This is a genomic window from Hyphomonas sp. (genome assembly GCF_013823385.1).
GTDB lineage: Bacteria > Pseudomonadota > Alphaproteobacteria > Caulobacterales > Hyphomonadaceae > Hyphomonas.
Genome location: NZ_PNMA01000001.1, coordinates 372,344 through 393,264 on the forward strand (window position 1 = coordinate 372,344; position 20,921 = coordinate 393,264).

18 protein-coding genes are annotated in these 20,921 nt (G+C 58.3%); 2 read left to right on the plus strand and 16 right to left on the minus strand.

Annotated features, from left to right (window positions below):
* Position 1 precedes the first annotated feature (1 nt).
* The 11 genes from C0456_RS01740 to C0456_RS01790 all read right to left on the minus strand — a co-directional run bounded on the left by C0456_RS01740 (position 2) and on the right by C0456_RS01790 (position 11,981).
* Positions 2-1,540, minus strand: coding sequence for a PfaD family polyunsaturated fatty acid/polyketide biosynthesis protein (locus tag C0456_RS01740; protein WP_291047673.1), 1,539 nt, complete (start codon positions 1,538-1,540; stop codon positions 2-4).
* Between the two features lie 219 nt (positions 1,541-1,759).
* On the minus strand, positions 1,760-2,368 hold the full coding sequence (locus C0456_RS01745) for a histidine phosphatase family protein (protein WP_291047674.1): 609 nt from the start codon (positions 2,366-2,368) through the stop codon (positions 1,760-1,762).
* A gap of 864 nt (positions 2,369-3,232) precedes the next feature.
* On the minus strand, positions 3,233-3,343 hold the full coding sequence (locus tag C0456_RS01750) for an IS66 family transposase (protein WP_009802130.1): 111 nt from the start codon (positions 3,341-3,343) through the stop codon (positions 3,233-3,235).
* An 18-nt stretch (positions 3,344-3,361) separates the two neighbouring features.
* Positions 3,362-3,499 (minus strand): transposase, encoded by a 138-nt coding sequence (locus C0456_RS20845; RefSeq protein ID WP_206740499.1) that lies wholly within the window; start codon positions 3,497-3,499, stop codon positions 3,362-3,364.
* Between the two features lie 11 nt (positions 3,500-3,510).
* Positions 3,511-3,735, minus strand: coding sequence for an IS66 family transposase (locus tag C0456_RS01755; RefSeq protein WP_009802131.1), 225 nt, complete (start codon positions 3,733-3,735; stop codon positions 3,511-3,513).
* A gap of 740 nt (positions 3,736-4,475) precedes the next feature.
* On the minus strand, positions 4,476-5,162 hold the full coding sequence (locus C0456_RS01760) for an OmpW family outer membrane protein (RefSeq protein WP_009802132.1): 687 nt from the start codon (positions 5,160-5,162) through the stop codon (positions 4,476-4,478).
* 94 nt (positions 5,163-5,256) lie between these two features.
* On the minus strand, positions 5,257-6,879 hold the full coding sequence (locus C0456_RS01765; RefSeq protein WP_170175496.1) for a long-chain fatty acid--CoA ligase: 1,623 nt from the start codon (positions 6,877-6,879) through the stop codon (positions 5,257-5,259).
* Positions 6,880-7,005: 126 nt separating this feature from the next.
* Positions 7,006-8,634, minus strand: a complete 1,629-nt coding sequence (locus tag C0456_RS01770) for a choline dehydrogenase (RefSeq protein ID WP_009802135.1) — start codon at positions 8,632-8,634, stop codon at positions 7,006-7,008.
* Positions 8,635-8,665: 31 nt separating this feature from the next.
* Positions 8,666-10,111: an aldehyde dehydrogenase family protein gene (locus C0456_RS01775; protein ID WP_040612565.1), complete on the minus strand. Its 1,446-nt coding sequence runs from the start codon at positions 10,109-10,111 to the stop codon at positions 8,666-8,668.
* Between the two features lie 10 nt (positions 10,112-10,121).
* The gene (locus C0456_RS20850) at positions 10,122-10,595 is read right to left on the minus strand and encodes a rubredoxin (RefSeq protein WP_040612567.1); all 474 of its coding nucleotides are present in this window, start codon (positions 10,593-10,595) and stop codon (positions 10,122-10,124) included.
* 174 nt (positions 10,596-10,769) lie between these two features.
* Positions 10,770-11,981 carry an alkane 1-monooxygenase gene (locus tag C0456_RS01790; RefSeq protein ID WP_009802138.1) on the minus strand — a complete coding sequence of 404 codons (1,212 nt, stop codon included), beginning with the start codon at positions 11,979-11,981 and terminating at the stop codon, positions 10,770-10,772.
* A 210-nt stretch (positions 11,982-12,191) separates the two neighbouring features.
* Between C0456_RS01790 and C0456_RS01795 the strand changes: the two genes are divergently transcribed.
* Entirely contained in the window at positions 12,192-14,807 is a 2,616-nt protein-coding gene (locus C0456_RS01795) for a LuxR C-terminal-related transcriptional regulator (protein WP_009802139.1), read from the plus strand.
* 30 nt (positions 14,808-14,837) lie between these two features.
* Complete coding sequence (locus C0456_RS01800; protein WP_009802140.1) at positions 14,838-16,019, plus strand: FAD-dependent oxidoreductase; 1,182 nt, start codon at positions 14,838-14,840, stop codon at positions 16,017-16,019.
* A 517-nt stretch (positions 16,020-16,536) separates the two neighbouring features.
* Here C0456_RS01800 and C0456_RS01805 read toward each other — a convergent pair.
* The 5 genes from C0456_RS01805 to trbL all read right to left on the minus strand — a co-directional run.
* On the minus strand, positions 16,537-16,797 hold the full coding sequence (locus C0456_RS01805; RefSeq protein WP_009802141.1) for a DUF2274 domain-containing protein: 261 nt from the start codon (positions 16,795-16,797) through the stop codon (positions 16,537-16,539).
* A 3-nt stretch (positions 16,798-16,800) separates the two neighbouring features.
* Complete coding sequence (locus C0456_RS01810) at positions 16,801-17,979, minus strand: TrbI/VirB10 family protein (RefSeq protein WP_112062329.1); 1,179 nt, start codon at positions 17,977-17,979, stop codon at positions 16,801-16,803.
* Positions 17,976-19,013 (minus strand): P-type conjugative transfer protein TrbG, encoded by a 1,038-nt coding sequence (trbG, locus tag C0456_RS01815; protein WP_112062328.1) that lies wholly within the window; start codon positions 19,011-19,013, stop codon positions 17,976-17,978. Before trbG ends, C0456_RS01810 begins: the two co-directional genes overlap by 4 nt.
* Complete coding sequence (gene trbF / locus C0456_RS01820) at positions 19,010-19,693, minus strand: conjugal transfer protein TrbF (protein ID WP_112062327.1); 684 nt, start codon at positions 19,691-19,693, stop codon at positions 19,010-19,012. The genes trbG and trbF overlap by 4 nt, the downstream gene beginning before the upstream one ends.
* The coding region (trbL, locus tag C0456_RS01825; RefSeq protein ID WP_291047677.1) for a P-type conjugative transfer protein TrbL at positions 19,693-20,921 on the minus strand (1,229 nt) is incomplete at its 5' end. The genes trbF and trbL, both read right to left, overlap by 1 nt.

Genomic DNA, 20,921 nt, shown 5'->3' on the forward strand with positions numbered 1-20,921 from the left:
CTTACTCGAAGGCAACAGGCCGGAAGGAAAAGAGCTCGGCAGGAACAGTGAGGCCGATGGCGCGCAGCTGGCCAGCGCGGGTGATGCGGGCCGCGCCTTCCATCAGATTGAGCGCGATCTGGCGGACCGTGCGGGCTTCGACAGGCTCCAGGAAGCTGCCCGCGACCCATTCATTGAAGGCGCCCATCGCCGGGCCGCACCATATCTGATAGTCGGCCGTGCGACCGGCCTGCCCTTCGCGCGCCCATTGGGCACCCATGAACAGATACCGGCGCGCCACCAGCGCCAGGCGTTTGTTGCCATCAGTCTCCGCGCGGGCCGCTTCGCCCGGATTGACCTTCCGGATATAGCTGCGTGTTGCCTGCCAGGCGGCCTCGAAGGGCTCGCCCAGGACATCCTCAATCCATTTGCGGTCTTCGGGAGGCAGCGTCTCATAAGACGCGCCGCTGCGATAGAAAGCGTGGAACTTCTTGCCGCGCATGGCGAAGAGCGTGCCGCGCTTGAGCACCTGAACCTGCACGCCCTGTTCGAACATGTCAGCGGCCGGCGTCATCGCCACATCGGCCGGGCCCGCCTTGGCGAGCAGCTTGCGGCCGGGCAGGGCGAGGCCGGATTCCACGGCGCTCTGATTGATGGAACCGGTGAGCACATAGGCGGCGCCCATCTGGAAGGCGGCGGCGACAGATTGCGGCGTGGCGATACCGCCGGCGAGGCCGATGCGGATGCTGCTTTCAGCCAGATCGTAGCGGGCCGCGACCCTGGCGCGGGCCGCGCAGAGCGAGCTGAACAGCGGCGCGGCGGGGCGATTGTCTGTGTGGCCGCCAGAATCTGACTCGGCGGTGATATCAGCGGCGACAGGGACGCGCGCGGCAAGGTCTGCCTGTTCCGGGGTGATGGCGCCGGCTGCAACGAGCTGCTGCAGCATCTTTTCCGGCGCGGGCGCCATGAAGGCTTCGGCAACTTCGGCGCGGGAGACCTTGGCGAAGACATGGTTGGCGCGCTGGACGGTGCCATCCGCAGCGCGGGAGAGGCCGAGGGCCGTGTAGCGGACGACATCTGCCGTCAGGCGCATGAAGGCGGAGGCGGATACGCGGGTGACGCCTTCTGCCAGGAAGAGGTCGATCACCGCTTTTTCCTGGCCGGGTTCCTGCGGGGAATGGATGAGGTTTGCGCCCCAGTTTCTGGCCTCGGGCCCAAGGGCGGATTTGATTTCCGCGACGGCTGACTTGATCTCGGCCACCGGCAGACCGGCGCTGCCATAGAAGCCGACACAGCCGGCGCGCGCCGCTTCGACAACCATTCTGGGGGTTGCGATTCCGCGCGCCATTTCACCGGCAACATAGTTGAAACGCGCGCCGTGAGCGGCAGCGAAGGCGCGGTCGCCCAACCACTCTGGATAGACGGGCGGAAGTGCGGCAGCGGACGCCTCGCCCGCCGGAGCGGCGCCTACCGAAACGAGCGTTGGAATGCCGGAATCGCTCAAGGAAACCCATGCGCTGGCGCGCGGCGCCTCAACGGCTTTCCGTAGCAATTCTGTCACGATTTCCCGCCCTTCTGGCCGAAATGCAGCAGCATGGATGTCCGCCCGCGCATAGTCTTAGAGGGCATTCGCAGACGGACTCAACCTCAAACTAAGGTTACCGGACGAGTTTCTTGTATCAGCATGGTGAATTCTACCATGATGGGAATTTCCGCAGGCAACTCGCGCCGCTTCTGCCTGATTTGAAGGCGAGGCAGGGGTGGCTAATCTGCCGGGCGTCTATACGGGCGCGATCTGTGTCCAGCCCGTTGCCGGTTTCAGGGCGGGAAAATCCGCGCGCCAGAAATTGCCCTGAAATGGCTGATCATGGCGGCGGCTGATGGGCACTCCCGTCAGCGCGCAGTAAAGCAGCGTGCCGACGGCGCCATGAGAGATGATCGCGACATCTCCAGCAGGGGGGTGCCGGGTGATGTTGGCGAATGCCTTCAATATACGCGCCTGCGCGTCCACGGCGCACTCCCAGCCGCGCACGCTTCCTTCTGGATTGGCGAAGAAGGCATCGGCGACCTGTTCGAACTCGGCCGGGGGCAGGAAGCCGGTCGCCTGGCGGTTATTCTCCCCCAGCGCCTCATCGACCTGAACTGACAGGCCAAGCTGGCGGGCAAGTATTTCGGCAGCTTCCAACGCTTTCGTTTCACCGCTCGACCAGATGGCCGTGACGCCCGCCATCATGTCTGAGGCGGCAAAGGCTTGCATTCGCGCCGCACCCCTGGGGCTGAGACGCCAGCGCTCGACGGGAACGGCTGGATCCACGACGACTTCCGGATGGGTGATGAAGAACAGCGACGGCATGGCAGACTTAACTTCGACCAGAGGGGCAGCCTGCATTATGCCTTAAACGGGCTGTCTGGGGAGGTGCTGCTGGCGGGCCGTGCGGGATGAAGGTGGGCACTATTGCTACGCGATAGCACTATGATGACATTAACATTTTCGGTTGTTGGCTGGAATGGAAGCCATTTGATACGGAGGTCGCAGGGTGTCCACACATGATCCAGGAGGAGCCGCGCAGAGGCGGGAAAAATTCTTCGGAAGGACGGTTTCAAGGTCCGGCAGGTGTCGTCCAAGTCACCCGGCGTTAGCCGGGAACAAGGGGCGAGGCACTTCATTTGGAAATGGAAAGAACTTCTACTGGCCGGCTGCGGCTTCATCGCGTATCACCATTACTGATGAATTGACCTGATGCAGGACGCTTGACGGGGGTGCCCAATGGAATCGAGGCTGGCCACAAGCTTTGAGGACTTAAAAAGGTGTATTGCAGGGGAAAGGTGACACCCGACGTCTGGTCACCTCTCGGCGCCAAAAGCGTCTCGACGATGAAAAGTGCTGGTGCGCCGATCGGTTTTTAGTCAAGAAAGCGGGACGTGCTTGCGTACTCCTCGCTCGGGCCGGAGCAGTTTGAGGTTGCCTGGAAAGCTGGCATCGATTTTTGGACGACAGTTCCGAAAGAATCCGCGTGGGTGTTCGTTGTAAAGACCGGATTAAAGTCAGATGAACTCGACCTTGTGTGCGGCAAGATTGACTATCCGAAGACGATCCGGGTCGACCAAGGCTCTGAGTTCATCTCCCGTGAACTTCGACCTATAGGCACATCCAAACAATGTGACGCTGGACGCCTCACGGCCCGGAAAACCGACAGACAGTAAGCGCCTCGCCGATCGCCTACGGATTTAGGCATGACATTTTCCGGAATCGTCAGGGCATGAGTTCCTCGATCTGGCTCTGCGGATGGCCGTTGATGATGGCGTCGAAGGTATCTGCGCGGTAGGCAATGGGATTAACGTCGTTGAGCTTGCAGGTGGCCACGACGGATGAGAGCAGCGCTCAGTTTTCGGCCGCGATCTCGTGTCCAGAAAACAGGGCATTTTTTCTGATTAGGCATATCGGCCGGATGGCGTTTTCGACCGGGTTGGTATCGAACTCGAGCCGGCCATCGCCAGGAAGCGGGTGAGCCCTTCCCAATGGGCAAGACCTTAGAGAATGTCTTCGGCCAGCTTAGAGCCGGAGGAGACCCTTGACAATTGCTTTTCAAACCAGGGCTTCAAGGCGGCTATGATCGGGGAGGAGTGCCGTTGTCGCGCGGCGATCCGAGTTTGTGGCGTCATTCCTCGCACCGTCGCCTCAATGGCGTATAGCTTAGTGAACTGGCGCACGGCGGCCTCGGCGATCGGGGACTTGGTGTTGCGCGCCAGCTTCACGAACCTTCGGCGCAGATGGACCCAGCATTGGACGAGCTTCCACGGTCCTTGCGGTCATTCCAGGCGCGTCAGCCGTTCGCTGACGTCCTGGCCAATCCTGGCCATCTCGCCGCAGCCGCACGGGCACAACGCGCGCTCGGGCTAGATGACCTGCTGCACCCGCGGCCTCACGCCGACAGGCGCGCGCCGAGCGCCTGAGCTTTGGGATGGCTCCGGGCTCGGCGCGCTCGCCAACCAACACGCTTTGAGCTATTCAACCAACGGACTCTCCCAATAATCTCGGAACCCATTGGGGGCGCCTCAGGACGTCCATTTTGCCGTCTGCTCCCAATTGGACCGTCCGACTCTAACGATCGGCGGACTCTTGCCACATTCACCTCATGCGCCGCACGAGGGGAGCAGTGTGGCGCTTACGACAGACAATGACTTTTCATCGAGTCATTCAATGGCCGGCTCAGGGCAAAATGCCTGAACCAGCACTGATGGATCGCCTCGTTAGAGCCAGCCCGTAGAGGTAAGGAAGCGCCAAATACTCCAGCCCTGAATGAGGGCACTTTTAGGGGCGGCCAAAAAATAAGGTGAGACTCCCAGAATAAACTCTGCCGCGTGGAGCTCAGGTCAGTCACGCAATACGTGTCCGCTTCGTTCTGAGGTCGGGCCCGTTTCCTCACATCTCCAAGAGCTTGCTTTTCGAGTTTTTGTTACTCACTTTCCTTGCCAGCTCTTCTAGCAATAATAGCTTAAAACCGGTAGGCAATACCGATATTGAGAATTGTTGGGTCCACCGAAATCTTGCCTCTGACTGGCGCCCCGCCGAGTGTCCCAGAGATATCTGTTTCGAATGGCGTGTAACGTATATCGGCATTGGCAAACCAATTATCGCTCATTTGATAGCGCATTCCAACTTGGACAGCGGGCGCCCAGGCGTCTTTCAAGTCGAAGTCCGCGAGTGCATCCCCTTGTTCTTCCAGAAACAAGATTCGAGCGATACCGGCACCAACATAAGGGCTAACGGATGAATTAGTCGAAAAGTGATATTGAAGCGACAAAACAGCAGGGCCATATTCCGTCTCTCCAACAGGCAGTCCTGCCAAACTGCCGCTCCCTGCAAGATTAGCGCTGGCAGGCAAACCACCAAAGAAGTTCAACGCTACAGATGAATTCAAAAAATAGGAAACGTCGAAACTCAGCGTGGTGTCATCGGTGATATTGACACCAGCCCCGGGTATTGGCGCACCGCCCGCGCTGATTGAATCCAACGTTTCGTTCGTGAATACTTTCGCCGCATTCAGGCCAAAAAGCCAGTCGCCCTTGGAGTAAAGCGGTTCCGCATTTGCGACGCTGAACGACGAAAAGCCACCGATCATCGTGATTAACACAAACTTCGAGGCAAAAGGCCCCTTGGATTTTACATTAGATTGTTTCATTTATTCCTCCCTTTTGGTCGTTTTTTTCGCGCCCTATGCGCGGTCGCAAACAGGCGGAACATGCGATCCGCAAACCCGCTTGCCTGATTTCAGGCTATGCCAGAAGCACGTCCCCATAGGCTTCCCGCAGCTTGTTCTTCAGCACCTTACCGGTTGCGTTTCGTGGAAGTTCATCCACAAAAACGACCGTATCCGGGATCTGCCATTTGGCGACTTTGTCAGAAAAGAAGGCAATCAAATCCTTCTCTGACACTTTTGCTCCTGGTGCCTTGACCGCGACAAGGACCGGCCGTTCGTCCCATTTTTCATGTTTTGCCGCGATTGCGGCGGCATACACGATACCGGGATGACCGACCGCGATGCCCTCAAGTTCGACGGTGGAAATCCATTCGCCGCCAGATTTTATGATGTCCTTGGAGCGATCCCGGATCGTCATGAACCCATCGGCATCAATCGAGGCCACATCGCCGGTTTCAAACCATCCATCGGATGCCAAAGTCGTGCCTGGCTCCGCACCAAAATAGCTGTCTACGACCCAATGGCCGCGAATGCGAAGATTGCCTTGCGCCGCCCCATCCTCGGGAAGTGTGCTGCCTTCATCGTCAACGATCTTGAGTTCCACGCCATAGGGCGGGCGGCCCTGGCTTTCTCGCACTTTCGCCTGCTCTTCCTCGGTCATGCCTGCATGGCGTTCCAGCAAGGCATTCGCGGTCCCGAGAGGCGAGGTTTCGGTCATGCCCCAGGCGTGCACGACTTCGGTGCCATATTTGTCGCGGAATTCGGCGATCATCGACGGGGGACAAGCCGACCCACCGACCACTGTCCGTGTGAGGGTTTCGGCTTTGGAGCCGAGTTTGTCGAGCGATGCGAGAAGCCCCTGCCAGATTGTAGGAACACCAAGCGCGACCGTCACGCCTTCGTCGTCGATGAGCCGTGTAAGGCTGTCACCATCAAGTCCCGGACCAGGCAGGACCAGCTTTGCGCCGACCATCGCAGCAGCATATGGGATGCCCCAGGCATTGACGTGGAACATCGGAACCACGGGCATCATCACTTCGCGTGCTGAAATGTTCAGCGTATCGGGAAGGGCCGCGCCCAACGAATGTAACACCGTAGAGCGGTGCGAATACAGAACGCCCTTGGGGTTTCCTGTAGTCCCGGAAGTATAGCAAAGGCTGGATGCATCATTCTCATCGACATCCACCCAATCGGCGTTTTCGTCGCCCGAGGCCAGGAAGTCCTCGTAGAACACAAGTCCGGGGATTTTTCTTGCTGCTTTTTCATCACGCACGGACATAAGAACGAAGGTATCGACAGTCGTCAGCTTCTCCTTGATCCCCTCAATGATCGGCAGGAACGTCTTGTCAAAAAAGATGACCCGATCTTTCGCGTGGTTGATGATATAGACAAGCTGTTCCGGGAAAAGGCGCGGATTGATCGTGTGACATACCATTCCACAGCAGGAAATGCCAAAGTAGCATTCTAGATGCCGCGCATTGTTCCACGCGATCGTCGCCACGCGATCCCCTTTGAAGAGCCCCATCTTTGTCAGCGCCGAGCCGAGCTGCCGGGATCTGTCAGAAATACCTTTCCAGTTCGTCTTAGTCTTTGTGCCATCTGTTTCCACCGACACAATCTCGGTGTCGCCGTGGTAGCGAGCTCCGTGGTCGATCAGTGAATGAATGGTCAGTGGCATAGCCATCATCTGTCCGCGCATTTGGCTTCCTCTTCAGAACTTGAATTTTGGGTTGGAATCGTGCCGTTCTGAAACTGCTCGAAGCTTCTTACAATAAACCCCATCGCCCCCTGACACCGGACTGTTTTTCGCTTTTCATCATAAAGTTCAGGCAACTGAACGACTCCTGTCAAAAATACGCACCTGCCCCAGAATGATCTCGGCCGCATTCTCAGCGATGACCATGGTCGGGGCGTTTGTGTTGCCGGCGACAAGGCTTGGCATGATGGATGCGTCCACCACTCGCAGCCCAGATACACCGCGAACTTTTAGTTCCGGATCTACAACTGAAGCCTCGTCCGCACCCATTCGGCATGTGCCAACCGGGTGATAGATTGTTTCTGCGCTTTCCCGAATGAATGCCGCAATCTCATCGTCGGTCTGTACGGATTTGCCGGGGTGCACTTCGTATTTGCTGTGCGCAGACATTGCCGGAGCTTCGAGGATCCTGCGCCCGGCTTTAAAGGCCGCAATCATCGTTTTCATATCTTCCGGATCCCCAAGATAATTCGGCTGAATCAGAGGATCGTCCATCGGATCCGGGCTTTTGAGGCCAATATAGCCGCGGCTCTTTGGCAAAAGATCGCAGATGTGAAGCGTATAGCCATAACCAAAAGCGATCTTGCGGCCATGATCTTTCAGATATGTGGGCAGGAAGTGAAACTGAACATTCGGCCTATCGCGGTCAGGGGACGACTTAATGAACCCACCGCTTTCCGCAACATTTGACGTGAGAAACCCTTTACGTCTGAAGATGTAGGAAAACAAACCACCAATGCCACGCGGCAGAAAGCTGGGCGCGACACCGATCGGGCGCCGTGAGCTAGCAGCATGCATAATCGTTACATCGAGGTGGTCGGCCATGTTCTTGCCCACCTCGGGAAGGTCGTGAACGACGGCTAGACCATGCCGTTTAATTTCTTGGGCATCCCCGATACCTGACAGAAGGAGAAGTTGAGGCGAATTCACGGCCCCGCCAGACAGGATCACCTCGCCGCCGGCATTGAGACGCAGTTGGCGATATTCGCCGCCCTGCCGCAAGGTGACACCCGTTGCGGACTTTTCTTCCATGACGACGCGGGTCACACGGGCGTCGGTGATGACTTCAAGATTGGAACGGGACTCAGCCCCCCGCAGAAAGGCTTGCGCCGAACTCCAGCGCCTTCCGTCCTTTTGCGTGACCTGGTACATGCCCAGCCCCTCTTGCGAACCGCTATTAAAATCGCCGTTGTGAGGAATCTGCAATTCACGCCCAGCCTGTACGAAATCGCGGCTCAAAGGGTTCACGGTTTTCAGCTCGCTCACGGAAAGCTCGCCGCCCTTACCATGACTATCGGATGCTCCGAACCGATGGTTGTCTTCGATCCGCTTGAACAGGTCTGTCATGCGGTCCCAGCCCCAGACATCCGTGCCTGCCTCGGACGCCCAGTAGTCGTAATCGGCCTTGTGCCCGCGGATATAGACCATGGCGTTGATGGACGACGACCCGCCCAGTGTTTTGCCACGAGGCCAGAACAGTCTACGGCCATTCAAATGTTCTTGTGGTTCGGTATCGAATGCCCAGTTCAGCTTTTTGCTATTGGCCAACAATGCGATCCCCACTGGCATGTGAATCAGGGGGTTCTTATCCTTTGGGCCCGCTTCGATAAGCGCGACGCGTTTTGCCGGGTTTGCAGACAACCGGTTGGCCAGAACGCAACCGGCGGATCCGGCGCCGACGATGATATAGTCGTACATTTCTTATCTCCCTATTGGTTCCGGGCGGCTGTTATCCAAGCACCCGGACCACGATGTTTATGAGGCGGCGTACAAAGCCCGTGTAAGGCGGGAAAAGCATGTGCGTAATCGAATGCTTTTCCTCCAGCACAGCTTTTTCATGCGAAAATGCCTTGAAGCCATATTCCCCATGGGCCGCCCCGATGCCGGAGTTGTTGACGCCGCCAAATGGCAGGTTCGGGTGCAGGAAATGCACAACAGTAAGGTTTACGCCCACCGCGCCCGAAGAGGTGCGCGTGATAATCTGGTCAGCGAAGTCCTTGCTTTTGTCGAAGATATAAAGAGCAAGGGGCTTGGGGTTTGCGTTGATCTTGTCGATAACTTTGTCCAGATCAACATATTCGATGATCGGCAAAATTGGCCCGAACAGCTCTTCCTGAGTGATTTCCATATCATCCGAAACCTCGGAAATCAGCGTCGGGGCAACGAAGTTCTGGCCCGCATCGGTCTGACCGCCCTGAAGGATACTTGCGCCTTTGGCACGGGCATCCTCGATCAGGTTGCGCAGCCGGTCAAAATGCCTATCGTTCACGATCCGGCAATAGTCGGGCGTTGCTTTTTGTGCCTCGGGCGTTTTCCCATAGACCCGACCGATCTCGGCCTGAAGCGCGGTCTTGAACGCGGCCGATACATCGCGGTGCACATACACATGATCGGGGGCGATACAGGTCTGACCGTTGTTTGAGAACTTGCCCCAGACGATGTTTCGCGCGGCCTTTTTGATATTGGCGTTGGGCCCGACGATAGTGGGCGACTTGCCACCAAGTTCCAGAGTGACCGATGTCAGGCTTTTTGCCGCCGCCTCCATCACGACCTTGCCGATCGCCGGGCTGCCCGTGAAGAATATGTGGTCGAAGGGCAGTGACAGAAGCTCCTGGGAAACCAAGGCATCGCCTTCGATGACCTTGACCAGATCCGGTGTGAACGCCTCTTCCACGATGTCGGTGATGACCTGGGCCGCATTCGGTGTCATTTCGGACGGCTTGATAATGGCGCTGTTGCCGGCCGCGATTGCCGAAACCAGCGGCCCGAGCGAAAGATTCACCGGATAATTCCAGGGCGCGATGATCAGGCATACACCCTTGGCCTCGGGGCGAACCCGTGCCTTGGTGCCAAACACCCCCAAAGTGGCGCGCGCCCGTTTGGGGCGCATCCACGACTTCAGATGGTGTTTGGTGTGCCGGATTTCCTGAAGCACAGGAAAGATCTCGGTCAGTTTCACTTCTTCGGCGGGTTTGCGAAAATCAGCCGCGCAAGCCGCGATGATTTTGTCCTCGTTCCGTTTGACGGCCTCTGCCAGGCGGTCCAGCTGTGCGATACGTGCCTTGCGGTCAAAGACCGCCCGCCGGGCAAGTTGTGCTCGAATCTGGGTGTCAAACGCCGCTCGGATGTCATCGGCACCGGCTGTTTTGGCGGGAAATGAGGCAACCTGATTCATGTTCACGCTCTTATTTTTCTTCGTAGAGGACATAGTCCTCTTTCGTGGCACCACAGTCCGGGCAGCACCAATCATCGGGGATCTGGCTGAACAAAGTTCCCGGCGGAAAACCTTCGTGTTCGTCGCCAAGGGCTTCGTCGTAGATATGACCGCATGTGATGCAAAGCCATTTCCGGTAGGCGGTTCCGGCGGCGGGGGCCGCCTGTGCCACCGGAGCAGGCGGCGGTGCGGCGGCAGGAGCGGCAACCGCCACGGGTGCGGGTGCCGGGGCCGGAGCGGATGTCGGTGCCGGTGCCGGGGTTGGTGTAGGCGCTGCGGCTTCTCCGATCAGCAAAAAGTCCTCTTTGTCGCGGACCGCGCAATCGGGGCACGCAAAGTCTTCGGGCACTTGCGACCACGGCGTTCCCGGCGGGAAACCTTCATGCGGGTGGCCCTGGATTTCATCGTAGGTGTATCCGCAATCCGGGCATTGATATTTGGCCATTGTTCATTCCTCCCTTACACACATGAGTTGACAGGCAAGCACATGCGTCGTCCCAGATTTTCTGTCGGTTGTGTCTGCGGCCCCGTCTTCGAGTGCGAGCAAGGGGCTGTTTGTCAGGTCAGGGTTGGCCCCATCGGGGCCAACGCCTTTGTCTGAGATGCCAAGCCTTGGGTTTTATTCGGCGGGCATTGCGGCAGGCTGCGCAGGTGCGACCGACCCGAATTTGCGGTCATAGTAGTCGCGCATACCGGGTTCGATCTGGATCTTGTTCAGATCGCCTTTGGCCCAGTCCAGGACACGATGATCCATGATCGACCGGAACCAGGAGGGGATCAGCGCGGCAAAGAACATCCCGGGATAGCCCGAAGGAAGCGCAGGCAGATCCTTGAAGTCCCGCAGGGATTGATAGGACCGCGTCGGGTGCGCGTGGTGGTCCGAGTGCCGCTGCAGGTGGAACAGGATCAGGTTGGACATGATATGGTTCGAGTTCCACGAATGGTGCGGCTTCTGATGCTCATACTTGCCGTTGGGCAGTTTTTCGCGCAGCAAGCCATAATGCTCGATATAGTTGGCCGAAGTCAGCTGCCACCATCCGTACGCCATCTGAATGGGCAGGAACACAAGCATGATGGGCCCGAAGAATGCCAGCAGCCCGGCGTAAAGAACGACGGTAATGATCAGCGGCTGAAGAATTTCGTTATCCAGGCTCCAGACGCTCTTACCACTCCGCTCAAGGCGCACCTCTTCTAGCTCCCAAGCGCGTTTGAAAGCCCCGGGGATTTCGCGGGTTGCGAAAGAATAGATGTTTTCGCCCATACGCGAGGTTGCCGGGTCTTTCGGGGTGGCCACGTCACGGTGGTGCCCTTTGTTATGTTCGATGAAGAAGTGGCCATAGCCCACCACTGCCAGCACCAGTTTTGCCATCCAGCGATCAAAAGCTTCCTTCTTGTGACCGAGTTCATGGCCGGTGTTCAGCGCCAAACCGTTGACGACCCCCAGCGACAGTGCCAGCGCGACGAATTCGAGCGCATTCAGAGAATGGGTTGCGACCCACCAGCAAGACCCGATCAAAGCCGCATAATGCATGGGCACCGTCAGATAAGTAAGCACGCGATAATATCGGTCTCTTTCAAGATCAGGTACGGCCGATTCGGGGGGATTGGAAAAATCCTCGCCAAACATAGCGTCCAGCATCGGAACCGCCAGATACCATAAAATCAGCACAGTCCCGTACCAGATGCTCCAGCCGGTTACCGAGACCAGATACAGTCCGATTAGCGGCGTTGCCGGCCAGAATACGGACAAAATCCAAAAATACCGTTTCTTATCAACGTATACTTCATCGGCGCCAGCTTGCGCCGTGGACGCTTGGCTTAGATCGCTCATAGTCTACTCCTCCCAAGGAAAAGGCTGTTGTAAGTTTCTGTATTGGCCAGAAGAGCATCTCCTTTTCGTACTTGCTGCTTCTTGCCGCTTGGAATTAAGCTGCCTCTCAATCAGGTCACCCCACAACTACACGTTCGTGTAGTTTAGAGTTTTTGTGCGCTAGGTAAGATGTCGGCACGCCTACGATACATCACTTTCAGGGAGGGAGGGATGATTAAGACCTCCAGCGCAATCCCGAACGACATCTACGATTTTCTGGAACGCATGAATGTCCGTCAAAAGAAATTGACTCAGGGCTGCCTGAGACGTGACAGACTGGATATTGCGGGACACCCCGGCGCGAAATGCCTCCTTTATCAGGCACCTCGCGGCTTCGGCAAATCAGTGCAGATCGCCTTGTGCGCCCAATCGGCTGCCGACCGAGGAGACGATTGTATCTATCTGGACCTGTCGTCGTTCTGGCCAGAGAGCGTCTCTGAAGCGGACCTTATTGCAACCGCGATTGTCGCAATGCTTTCGCCACCGGACCTTCCCGTCACGTCCGGTGATCGCGGCCCAGAGATCATCGCACTGCGCCTTCTTTTCGATTGGAAAAGACCCGTCATGATTTGCTTGGACGGCGTTTCTGACTCTGCCGCCACACAGAGATTTCTGAAAACGATCACCCTGGAAACGCCAGAAGCCGTTCGACTGGTAGTAAGCGGGCACCAACCGGGCACGTTGGTCACCCTGTCGGTAGTTTCGCATGTGGTTACGATCGGTCCAAGAGAGTTAAGCTTCACTCTTGACGAGACATGTTCAATTCTACCGTTGGAAGCCGACCGGGCGACGAAGATATACAACAAGACGGCTGGTTGGCCGCTTCTATGCGCACTGGCTGGCAAATCGAAAGCATCAGGCGACGCGATCGCTGACCTTTCAGAGGTTCAGGCATACTTCGAAACCGACGTACTGGCACAGATTACGCGGCCGCTCCTCGATCACCTGATTAACGCCAGTTGGCTGGAGGAAATCACGGCAGACTGCAGCGATTATGTGTTCAAGATTAACGATTCCAGTTGCAAATTGGCAGAACTAGCATCGCGCCACGGGCTTTTGATATCCAGCGTTGAAAAACCAAAATGCTATGAAATGAACCGGGCCCTGAAAGAGTACCTGCGCAATCGTTTCATCGAAGCAAATGGATCGCGTCGGTCGTATTTCCTAAAACGTATCGCATTCTGGCATTGGCGAAAAAAAGAGTACCGTTTGGTCGTGGATGTTGCTCTTCGCGCACACGATCACAACTGGGCCAAACGGCTAACTGATCAAGCTCTGTTCGATCTAGCCCTGAGACAAGGAGAGATTGAGGCCTTGACGATCTGGTTCACGGGCATTCCCAGAGCCAAACTGCTTCAGATGCCATCCTTGGCTATCGGATATGCTTGGGTGCTGTACTTCAGTCAACGCGCACAGGAAGCACAGGATGTGCTTTCCAGGCTGAACGACCAGAGGGTTTCCGCACCTTCGGAGGAGGAAGATTCGAATGGCTGGGGGAAACTGGTGCATGCCATCGGTCTTGCCACCCACGATGAATTGAAAGAAAGCGATGAAAGATGCGCGGCCTGGGTTGATACCTATGGGTCGGCCAATCCTGTCGGCCATGCCGCGGCACAGACGTGCAGAGCATTCATCGCCGCTTCCGGCAGGCAGTTTGCTGCCCTTTCAGATCAAATAGCCTCCGCCACGGTCGTGAGCGGCGCGGTCCGTCACCGTTATGCGTTTGGCTGGCTTGCTGCTGCTGGGATTCTGGCTAAGCTGCTCAATGGCGACATCTATGGCGCGCGCAGCGAGATTCGTCGCGCACAGAAAAACGAAAACGTCGCCCATGAGCGCACACCCTTTATCAAAGGAATGCTCGCGGCCTTCGAGCTTCAGGTCCAAACAGAAGAAGAGTCGATCACACCCGATGAGCGTCTTGTGCAAGAGGCTCTGGATTTTGCGCTGGAATTCGGGGTGACGGATGTGGTGTGGAACACCGTCCGAAGCGCGGCCGAGATCTATATTCGCCAGGGTGACACATTGCAGGCGTTCTTGTTGCTTGAACGTTGCCGCCTGATGGCAAAGGATCGCGGTCTGAAGCGGCTGGGCATTCTGGTGCGATTGGGCTCCGAAGTCTTTGCTATGGGAACCCGAACCAGCACTCCGCTCTCGACCGAGCCGCTTCCGTCCGACGAAGACCTGCTGTTTCTGCCAAACCAGAATCGCGCCATCCAGGCGGAAATCGCCTTGCTAGAAGCCTCAAGATTTCTGCGAGACGGCAAACTGGGCCTGGCCGAGATGCACGCTCGAAAAGCCCTTTCCAACTTTTCCGCCGTCCGAGACCAACGCGGAGAAATCAGGGCGCAATATACGCTTGCGACTGCAATTTATCTGATGGGCGAAAAAAAGCAGGCGCTGAAAAGAATCGCCGATGCCGATCTGAAGGCACAACAACTGGGCGCTTTCAGGTCCTTGATAAACAGGCGGCATTTTCTGCGTGTCATCAGTCCAGCGGCGAAAGCGTTCTTGGATCAACGGACAACTCAGGTCGCCAGGACCAAAGTACCTGCGCATGATGTGCAGATTACTGAACGCCCCTTTGCATATAGATCGGCCCCCATAAGTCAGAAGCAGGTAATCGTCCTGCAACATGCCGCACTTGGGCTGAGCAACAAGGAAATTGCAGTGCGCATGCATGTCACGGAAGACACCGTGAAGTGGCATTTCAGAAAAATTTTGCGTGGTCTAAACGTCGCCAATCGCACCGAGGCAGTAATGGCTGCGCGCTCGCTTAGCCTCATCTAAACAATCGGTAAACCCGGGGAGGAAAGAAACATGAACACAACTGTGATTATCGGCAATGGAGCGGCCGGAACAAATGCTGCCGCAACCTTGCGCATGAATGGCTACGAAGGTGCGATAAAACTTATTGGCGATGAGGTGTCGCTGCCTTATCAGCGCCCGCCTCTGTCCAAGGCGTGGCTGCAGGGACCGGATAGACCGCAGCCAACTCTGATACGTCCTCTTTCATTCTACGAAGACAATCGCATCGACCTGATGCGGGCGCGCAAGGTCGTCAAGATTGATAGGAATAAGCGTAGAATCCACTTTGCGGACGGGAAGACGATGAAATTCAATACCTTGATCCTTGCCACAGGGGCATCGCCGCGTCGTCTTAATGCGAAGGGCGCGAACCTGAAAGGGATCCACTATCTGAGAGACCTGGGCGATTCGGCAAGGCTTCGCCAAGCCTTGAGCGATCCTGGCTGTCGCGACGTTGCAATCATTGGCGCCGGTGTTATCGGGCTCGAAGTGGCCTCTGCCGCGGTCAATCTTGGGAGAACCGTCACTGTTGTCGAGGCCGCCGCTCGCGCCATGGCCCGCGTTGCCTCACCCGCAACAACCAATTTCGTTACTCAGAAGCTGAAAGATGCCGGTGTTCAGTTTCTCTTCAATCAGAAGATTGAGAGGTTCGGCGCCGCTGATCGCCGCGTTTCCTCGATCCATCTTGGCGATGGATCCCAAATAAAGACCGATCTCGTGTTGGCGGGGATTGGTGCAACACCCAATATTGCGCTTGCCGAAGCCGCGGGCCTGGAATGTGACAATGGTATCTGCGTCGATCAGGACATGCGGACATCTGACTCCGAAATATTTGCAATCGGAGATTGTGCCCGCGGTGAAAACGAATTCGCATCCGGAAAACTGCGTATCGAAACCATTCACAATGCAACCACGCAGGCCCAGATTGCGGCAGCGGCCATTTGCAACAAAGAACGTCCTACCCCAGTTCCCCCACGGTTCTGGTCCGATCTCAAAGACATGAAGGTTCAGGCGGTCGGAATATCGTCCGGTTACGATCTGGTTCGCAGCGATGCTTCTCAGCATCCACCAACTTTGGAAACGCATCTGAAATGCGGCGAACGTCTTATCGCAGCCGAGATCGTAAACCTTCCCAATCGTCAGAGCGCCCTTGCGAGAGCGATTTCTCCGCGCATTCCAGTTGACACTCAATAATCCACAATCAGGTCTGATTTTGGGGCGAGTTCGGCCACTTTTTCTGCTTCGAAGCCGCATCCAGAGTATTGGACAGATTCCACACCTCGTTCTTTGCGCCTGGATTTGAATTTTCAATAGGTTGTCCATTGGGCGATGCCGAAGGAGACTGATGTTCCGACACGTCAACTTCGCCGGAGGAACACCACATGGACATGCATCAGAATGCGCGCACTGACCCGATCCTTTTGGACGCGGCCACGAACAAAGAATCACCTGGCTGCATTCATGGAGGTAAAGCGATTTCGGCCTGAAGAAATCATATCGAAATTGCGCAAGGCGGAGGCAACTGTGCGCATCGCGACGACTGCCACCCTGCTTTCTTCCCACAAAGACAGCTATACTCAACAGGACATTGACAGCTGGCGATCCAGCCCTCCCGCCAGGTTCCTCACAGGCGGTAGCCACCGGAAGGCGAAGCTTTTTTGGTGATTGAACGCTCGATGCCTGGATGGCCGTGATGATGAAGCTTCGGACATCAGGTGATTTGTGGTTCCGACGTTGACCGGGGGGAGTAAGGCGACCGGCCACTTTTTCGAGATTTCGAGAAACCACGATCTGTCGCCATGAACCGCGCCAACATAGGTGCGATAAGCTTTGCGGCTTCGTTCTTCTGTCCGGTCTCACGGGCCAGCACGTCAGCATAGGCAACAAGATCGCGATGCACATCGGCGGGAAGTTCAATACTCAATTTGACAGGTTTATCGTCTGGGATGGCGCCGAGTTTCAATTTGGTCATGGGTCAATTCCGATAGGGTTCGAGGATGAGGTCGCGCGTGACCATCACGCGCACTGGGAATCCGGGGCGAATGGTCAAGGTCGGCGGGATGGAAAGCTGACGACGAACAACCTCCTCACCGGCGCGGCCGATCGTGTCCTGCGTTCCTTCGCGAATGGCGCGGGCGATGTCGTCGTCATCATCGGCGCCAAGCTCCACACCGATATTCAGGACAGTGGCGAGCCCGGCCGCCATGAACAGCCGTCCCCAGTGGTTGTTGACGCCGTCTTCGAGGCCGGCATAGCCGGCCTCGTCGGCGCCGGGCTGGCGTTCGAGAACGATAGAGCGCCCATTGGGCAGAATCAGCCGTGTCCAGGCCAGCAGCACGCGGCTTTGGCCGAAAGCGACGCGGCTATCGTATTCACCGATGAGGCGCGCGCCTTGCGGGATCAGCAGGAAGCGACCGGTCGGGCTGTCATAGACATTGGATGTCACCTGCGCGGTGATCTGACCGGGAAGGTCCGAGCGCAGACCCGTGACCAGCGCCGCCGGAATGACCGCACCGGCCTGGACCACATAGGGGCTTGGCGGATCGGTGAGCCGGTCGTTGCTTGTCGTGCGTCGATCAATGGGTTCGTCAAGGAAGGCTTCCCGTCTGTCCGTGGCATCTGGTGCTGCGCTTGTTACGCTCGCGGGAAAGAAGGATCCGGCGCCGGATTGTAAAGGACCGACCGCCGACGAAGTTTGAGGCTGGTCATCGATGGTGGTCGTGGCTTCAGCGAAAAGTCGGCTGAGCCGGGCTGCCTCCAACTCCTGCGACCGGCGCTGTTCGTCAGGATCGACGGCAGGCGCAGCGACGACCGCCGGCACGGGCTGACCGCGTTGTTGAGCTGACAGGATCGGCCGCCCGAGCTCCCCGGGCAGTGGCGGCCCAAGTTGGGGTATGTTTGTGTAGTCGGTCGGAAGGCGCGACAGACCTTCGGCTGCCTGGATTCGCTCGGTCGAATAGAGTTCCGGCGGTCCATCGGCCGGTTTGCGATCTTGCAGAGCCACAATCAGGATGGCACCGAGACCGAGGCCTCCGACCGCGCCAAGCACCGTCAGCGTGCGGCGCGAGAGACGCATGACCGTTGGCGGATCGGCGCGCAGCCGCAAAGAGGCGGCAATCTCTTTGTCCTCACGGGATTCTCTATCGTCGCTCATTTGCGTGGCCCCACGGCGCCGGGGCGTGACGCGGTAGGGGCGTTGCGGCTCACCCCGTCGGTGCGGACGATCCGCACGCGTTTCTGCCTGTCGCCGAGACGCAGTTCGGCGGCGGCGAAGAGCCGATCGACGATCATGTAGTTGCGGGCGATGCGATAGTTGACGAGCTGGCCTTCGCCTTCCGGACCGATAACGAAGAGCGGCGGCATTTCCCCCTGTCCGATCCCGCGCGGGAACTCGATGAAGACCTGCCGCCCATCATCGAAAGCGCGAAGCGGCCGCCAGGGCGCGCGGTCGCCCTCGATCCGATAGCGGAAGCGCAAGGAGTCGAGGACCACGTCACGTCCGATCGGCAAGGCTGCTTCCGCCTCGGCGTTGCGCCGCCTGAGCGCGATCAAGGCATCCTCGGCATAGGTCCACGAGACGGACGCCATGTAGGCGGACGGGTTCGCTCTCAGTTCGAGATGATAAGTCCGCCGATCCGTATTGATGACGAGGTTGGTCTGAAGATCAGGCCGCGTCGGTTTGACCAGAATATGGATGCGCTGATCATCCCCTGAACCGCTCTGGGTGTTGCCGATGATCCAGCGCGCCGTGTCGCCGGCCGCGATCGGTCCGGAGCCAACAAGGCTCTCTCCGGGCTGCAGGGCGATATCGGTGATCTGCCCCGGCGATGCGTAGACCTGATAGAGCGCGCCCTCGGTGTAGGGATAGAGTTGTACGGCGTTGATGAAGCCGTCTCGTACCGGCTCCATCCGGGCGGCGGCGTTCGCCTCGTTCACCCGCTCAGCGGGACCGGCAGATTCCGGCGCTCGGTCTCCCCCATTGATCGGCTTGAGTTGACCAGGCAGCGGCAGTGGGCTGGTGCGCTCGACGATCCGCACCGGACTCTCCGGTTCCGGAAGAAGCTTCGCTTCGATCGGAGGGGTGTCGTAAGCGATCTCCGGCGGTTTGAAGGTCGCGCATCCCGAGAGAGTGGTCGCGGCGAGGAGGACCGTCATGGAGGCTTTGTTCAGGCGAAGTGTCTTTATCATTGGGCGGACTCCCGGGACCAGTTGATGGCGTTGACAAAGATGCCGAGCGGGTTTTTGCGCAGGCGCTCGGCATCGCGCGGCTGTTGCAGAACGATGGTGAGAATGGCGGTCCAACGTTCCGTTGCGGCGAGTTGTCCGTTGGCGTAGCGGCGCTCGATCCAGGCGATGCGGAAGCTGCTCTCGGAGGCGCGGATAACGCTGGAGACTTCGACCGAGATCTGCGTGTCGCCGACCTTGGCGAAGGGATCGTTCACCCGGGCGTAGTCGTTGAGCGCCAGCGCGCCCTTGTCGGTCGTGAAGTCGTAAGCGTGCAGCCAGTTCTGGCGCAGCACGATCGGATCGGCCGGGATTTGGCGCACATTCTCGATGAAGCGCGAGAGGTGGTAAGCGATCTGCGGATCGGTCGGTCGGAAGTCGGCGGTGGCAGGCGTCACGGCTTGCGCCGCGCCAAGCCTGTCCACCTCGACAACATAGGGCGTGATCGTCCCTTGTGTGGACTGCCAGACAAGCGCGGCGCTGAGCCCGCCTGAGAGCAGCAAAGAGCCGAACGCCATCAGTCGCCAGTTCCTGGCTTGCACGCGGGCGGACCCGATGCGTTCGTCCCAGACCTGTGCGGCTTTCTGATAGGGCGTGACGGGCTCTGGGGTCTTGGAATAGCGAACGCTTGGACGACGGAACATCATGATTTCTCCGAAAGGCTGACGGCGGTCCCGCCGCCACCATGGTCGCCAGAGCGAACGGCATGAGCTGCGACGGCGGCGCCGTGGTGAAGGGTTTGCTGTTGTTTCATGCGCCGCGCCCAGGCTGGCGGTACGCCACTGGCTGAGGGCGAGACGTCGGGGCTGTTACTGAACTTGCCGCCGGTCGCTTCGAAGGCTGCGCGCGAACCTGAGCGGTAGCTTTCGCTCATGGAACGGCGAAGCGGGTTCGTTGCGGCGCTGACGCCCGCTTTTCCAACGCTAGAGAGACCGGCGGCGACACCGGAGGCGCCGCCGCCAGCGGCAGCGTTTCCCATGCTGTAGGCGGTCGAGGCGCCACCAGCGACTGCCGCCGCGCCGCGCGCTCCGGCGCCGACTGTTCCGACGGCCATCCGGGCGCCAGCGACCCCGCCGACAGCAAGCCCGCCGGCGGCGAGACCTGCGCCAACCGCAGCGCCTGCGCCGAGTTGCGGGCCGCCCGAAACGATGCCGTTGGCGATGCCCGGACCGAAGATGCCGAGCGCGAGCATGGAAAGCGCGGCGAGAACGATTGCCATGGCGTCTTCAATGGTCGGCTCACCCGTGAACCCCGCGGTGAACTCGCCAAAGATGGTCGAGCCGATGCCGACGATCACGGCGAGCACCAGGACCTTGACCCCGGACGAGATCACCAGCCCCAACACGCGTTCAGCCATGAAGGCGGTTTTGTTGAACAGGCCGAAGGGTACGAGGATGAAGCCGGCCAGCGTGGCGAGCTTGAACTCGATCAGCGTGACGAAGAGCTGGATCGCCAGAATGAAGAAGGACAGGAGAACGACCAGCCAGGCGAAAAGCAGGATGATGATCTGGAGGAAATTCTCGAAGAAGGAGACAAAGCCCATCAGATCGGAAATCGACGCGAGAATCGGACGGCCCGCATCAAGGCCGATCTCTGCGATGCGGCCGGGCTGAAGCAGCTCGCCGGGGCTAAGGCTGCCGCCCGAAGCGATGAGGCCAAGCCCGGCGAAGCTTTCGAAAACGATGCGGGCGAGCGCGTTCCAGTTGCCGATGATGTAGGCGAAGACGCCGACGAAGAGCGTTTTCTTGATGAGCCGGGCGAGGATGTCGTCGTCGGCGCCCCAGGCCCAGAAGAGCGCAGCGAGCGTCACGTCGATGACGATCAGGGTCGTTGCCAGGAAGGCGACGTCGCCGCCGAGCAGGCCGAAGCCGC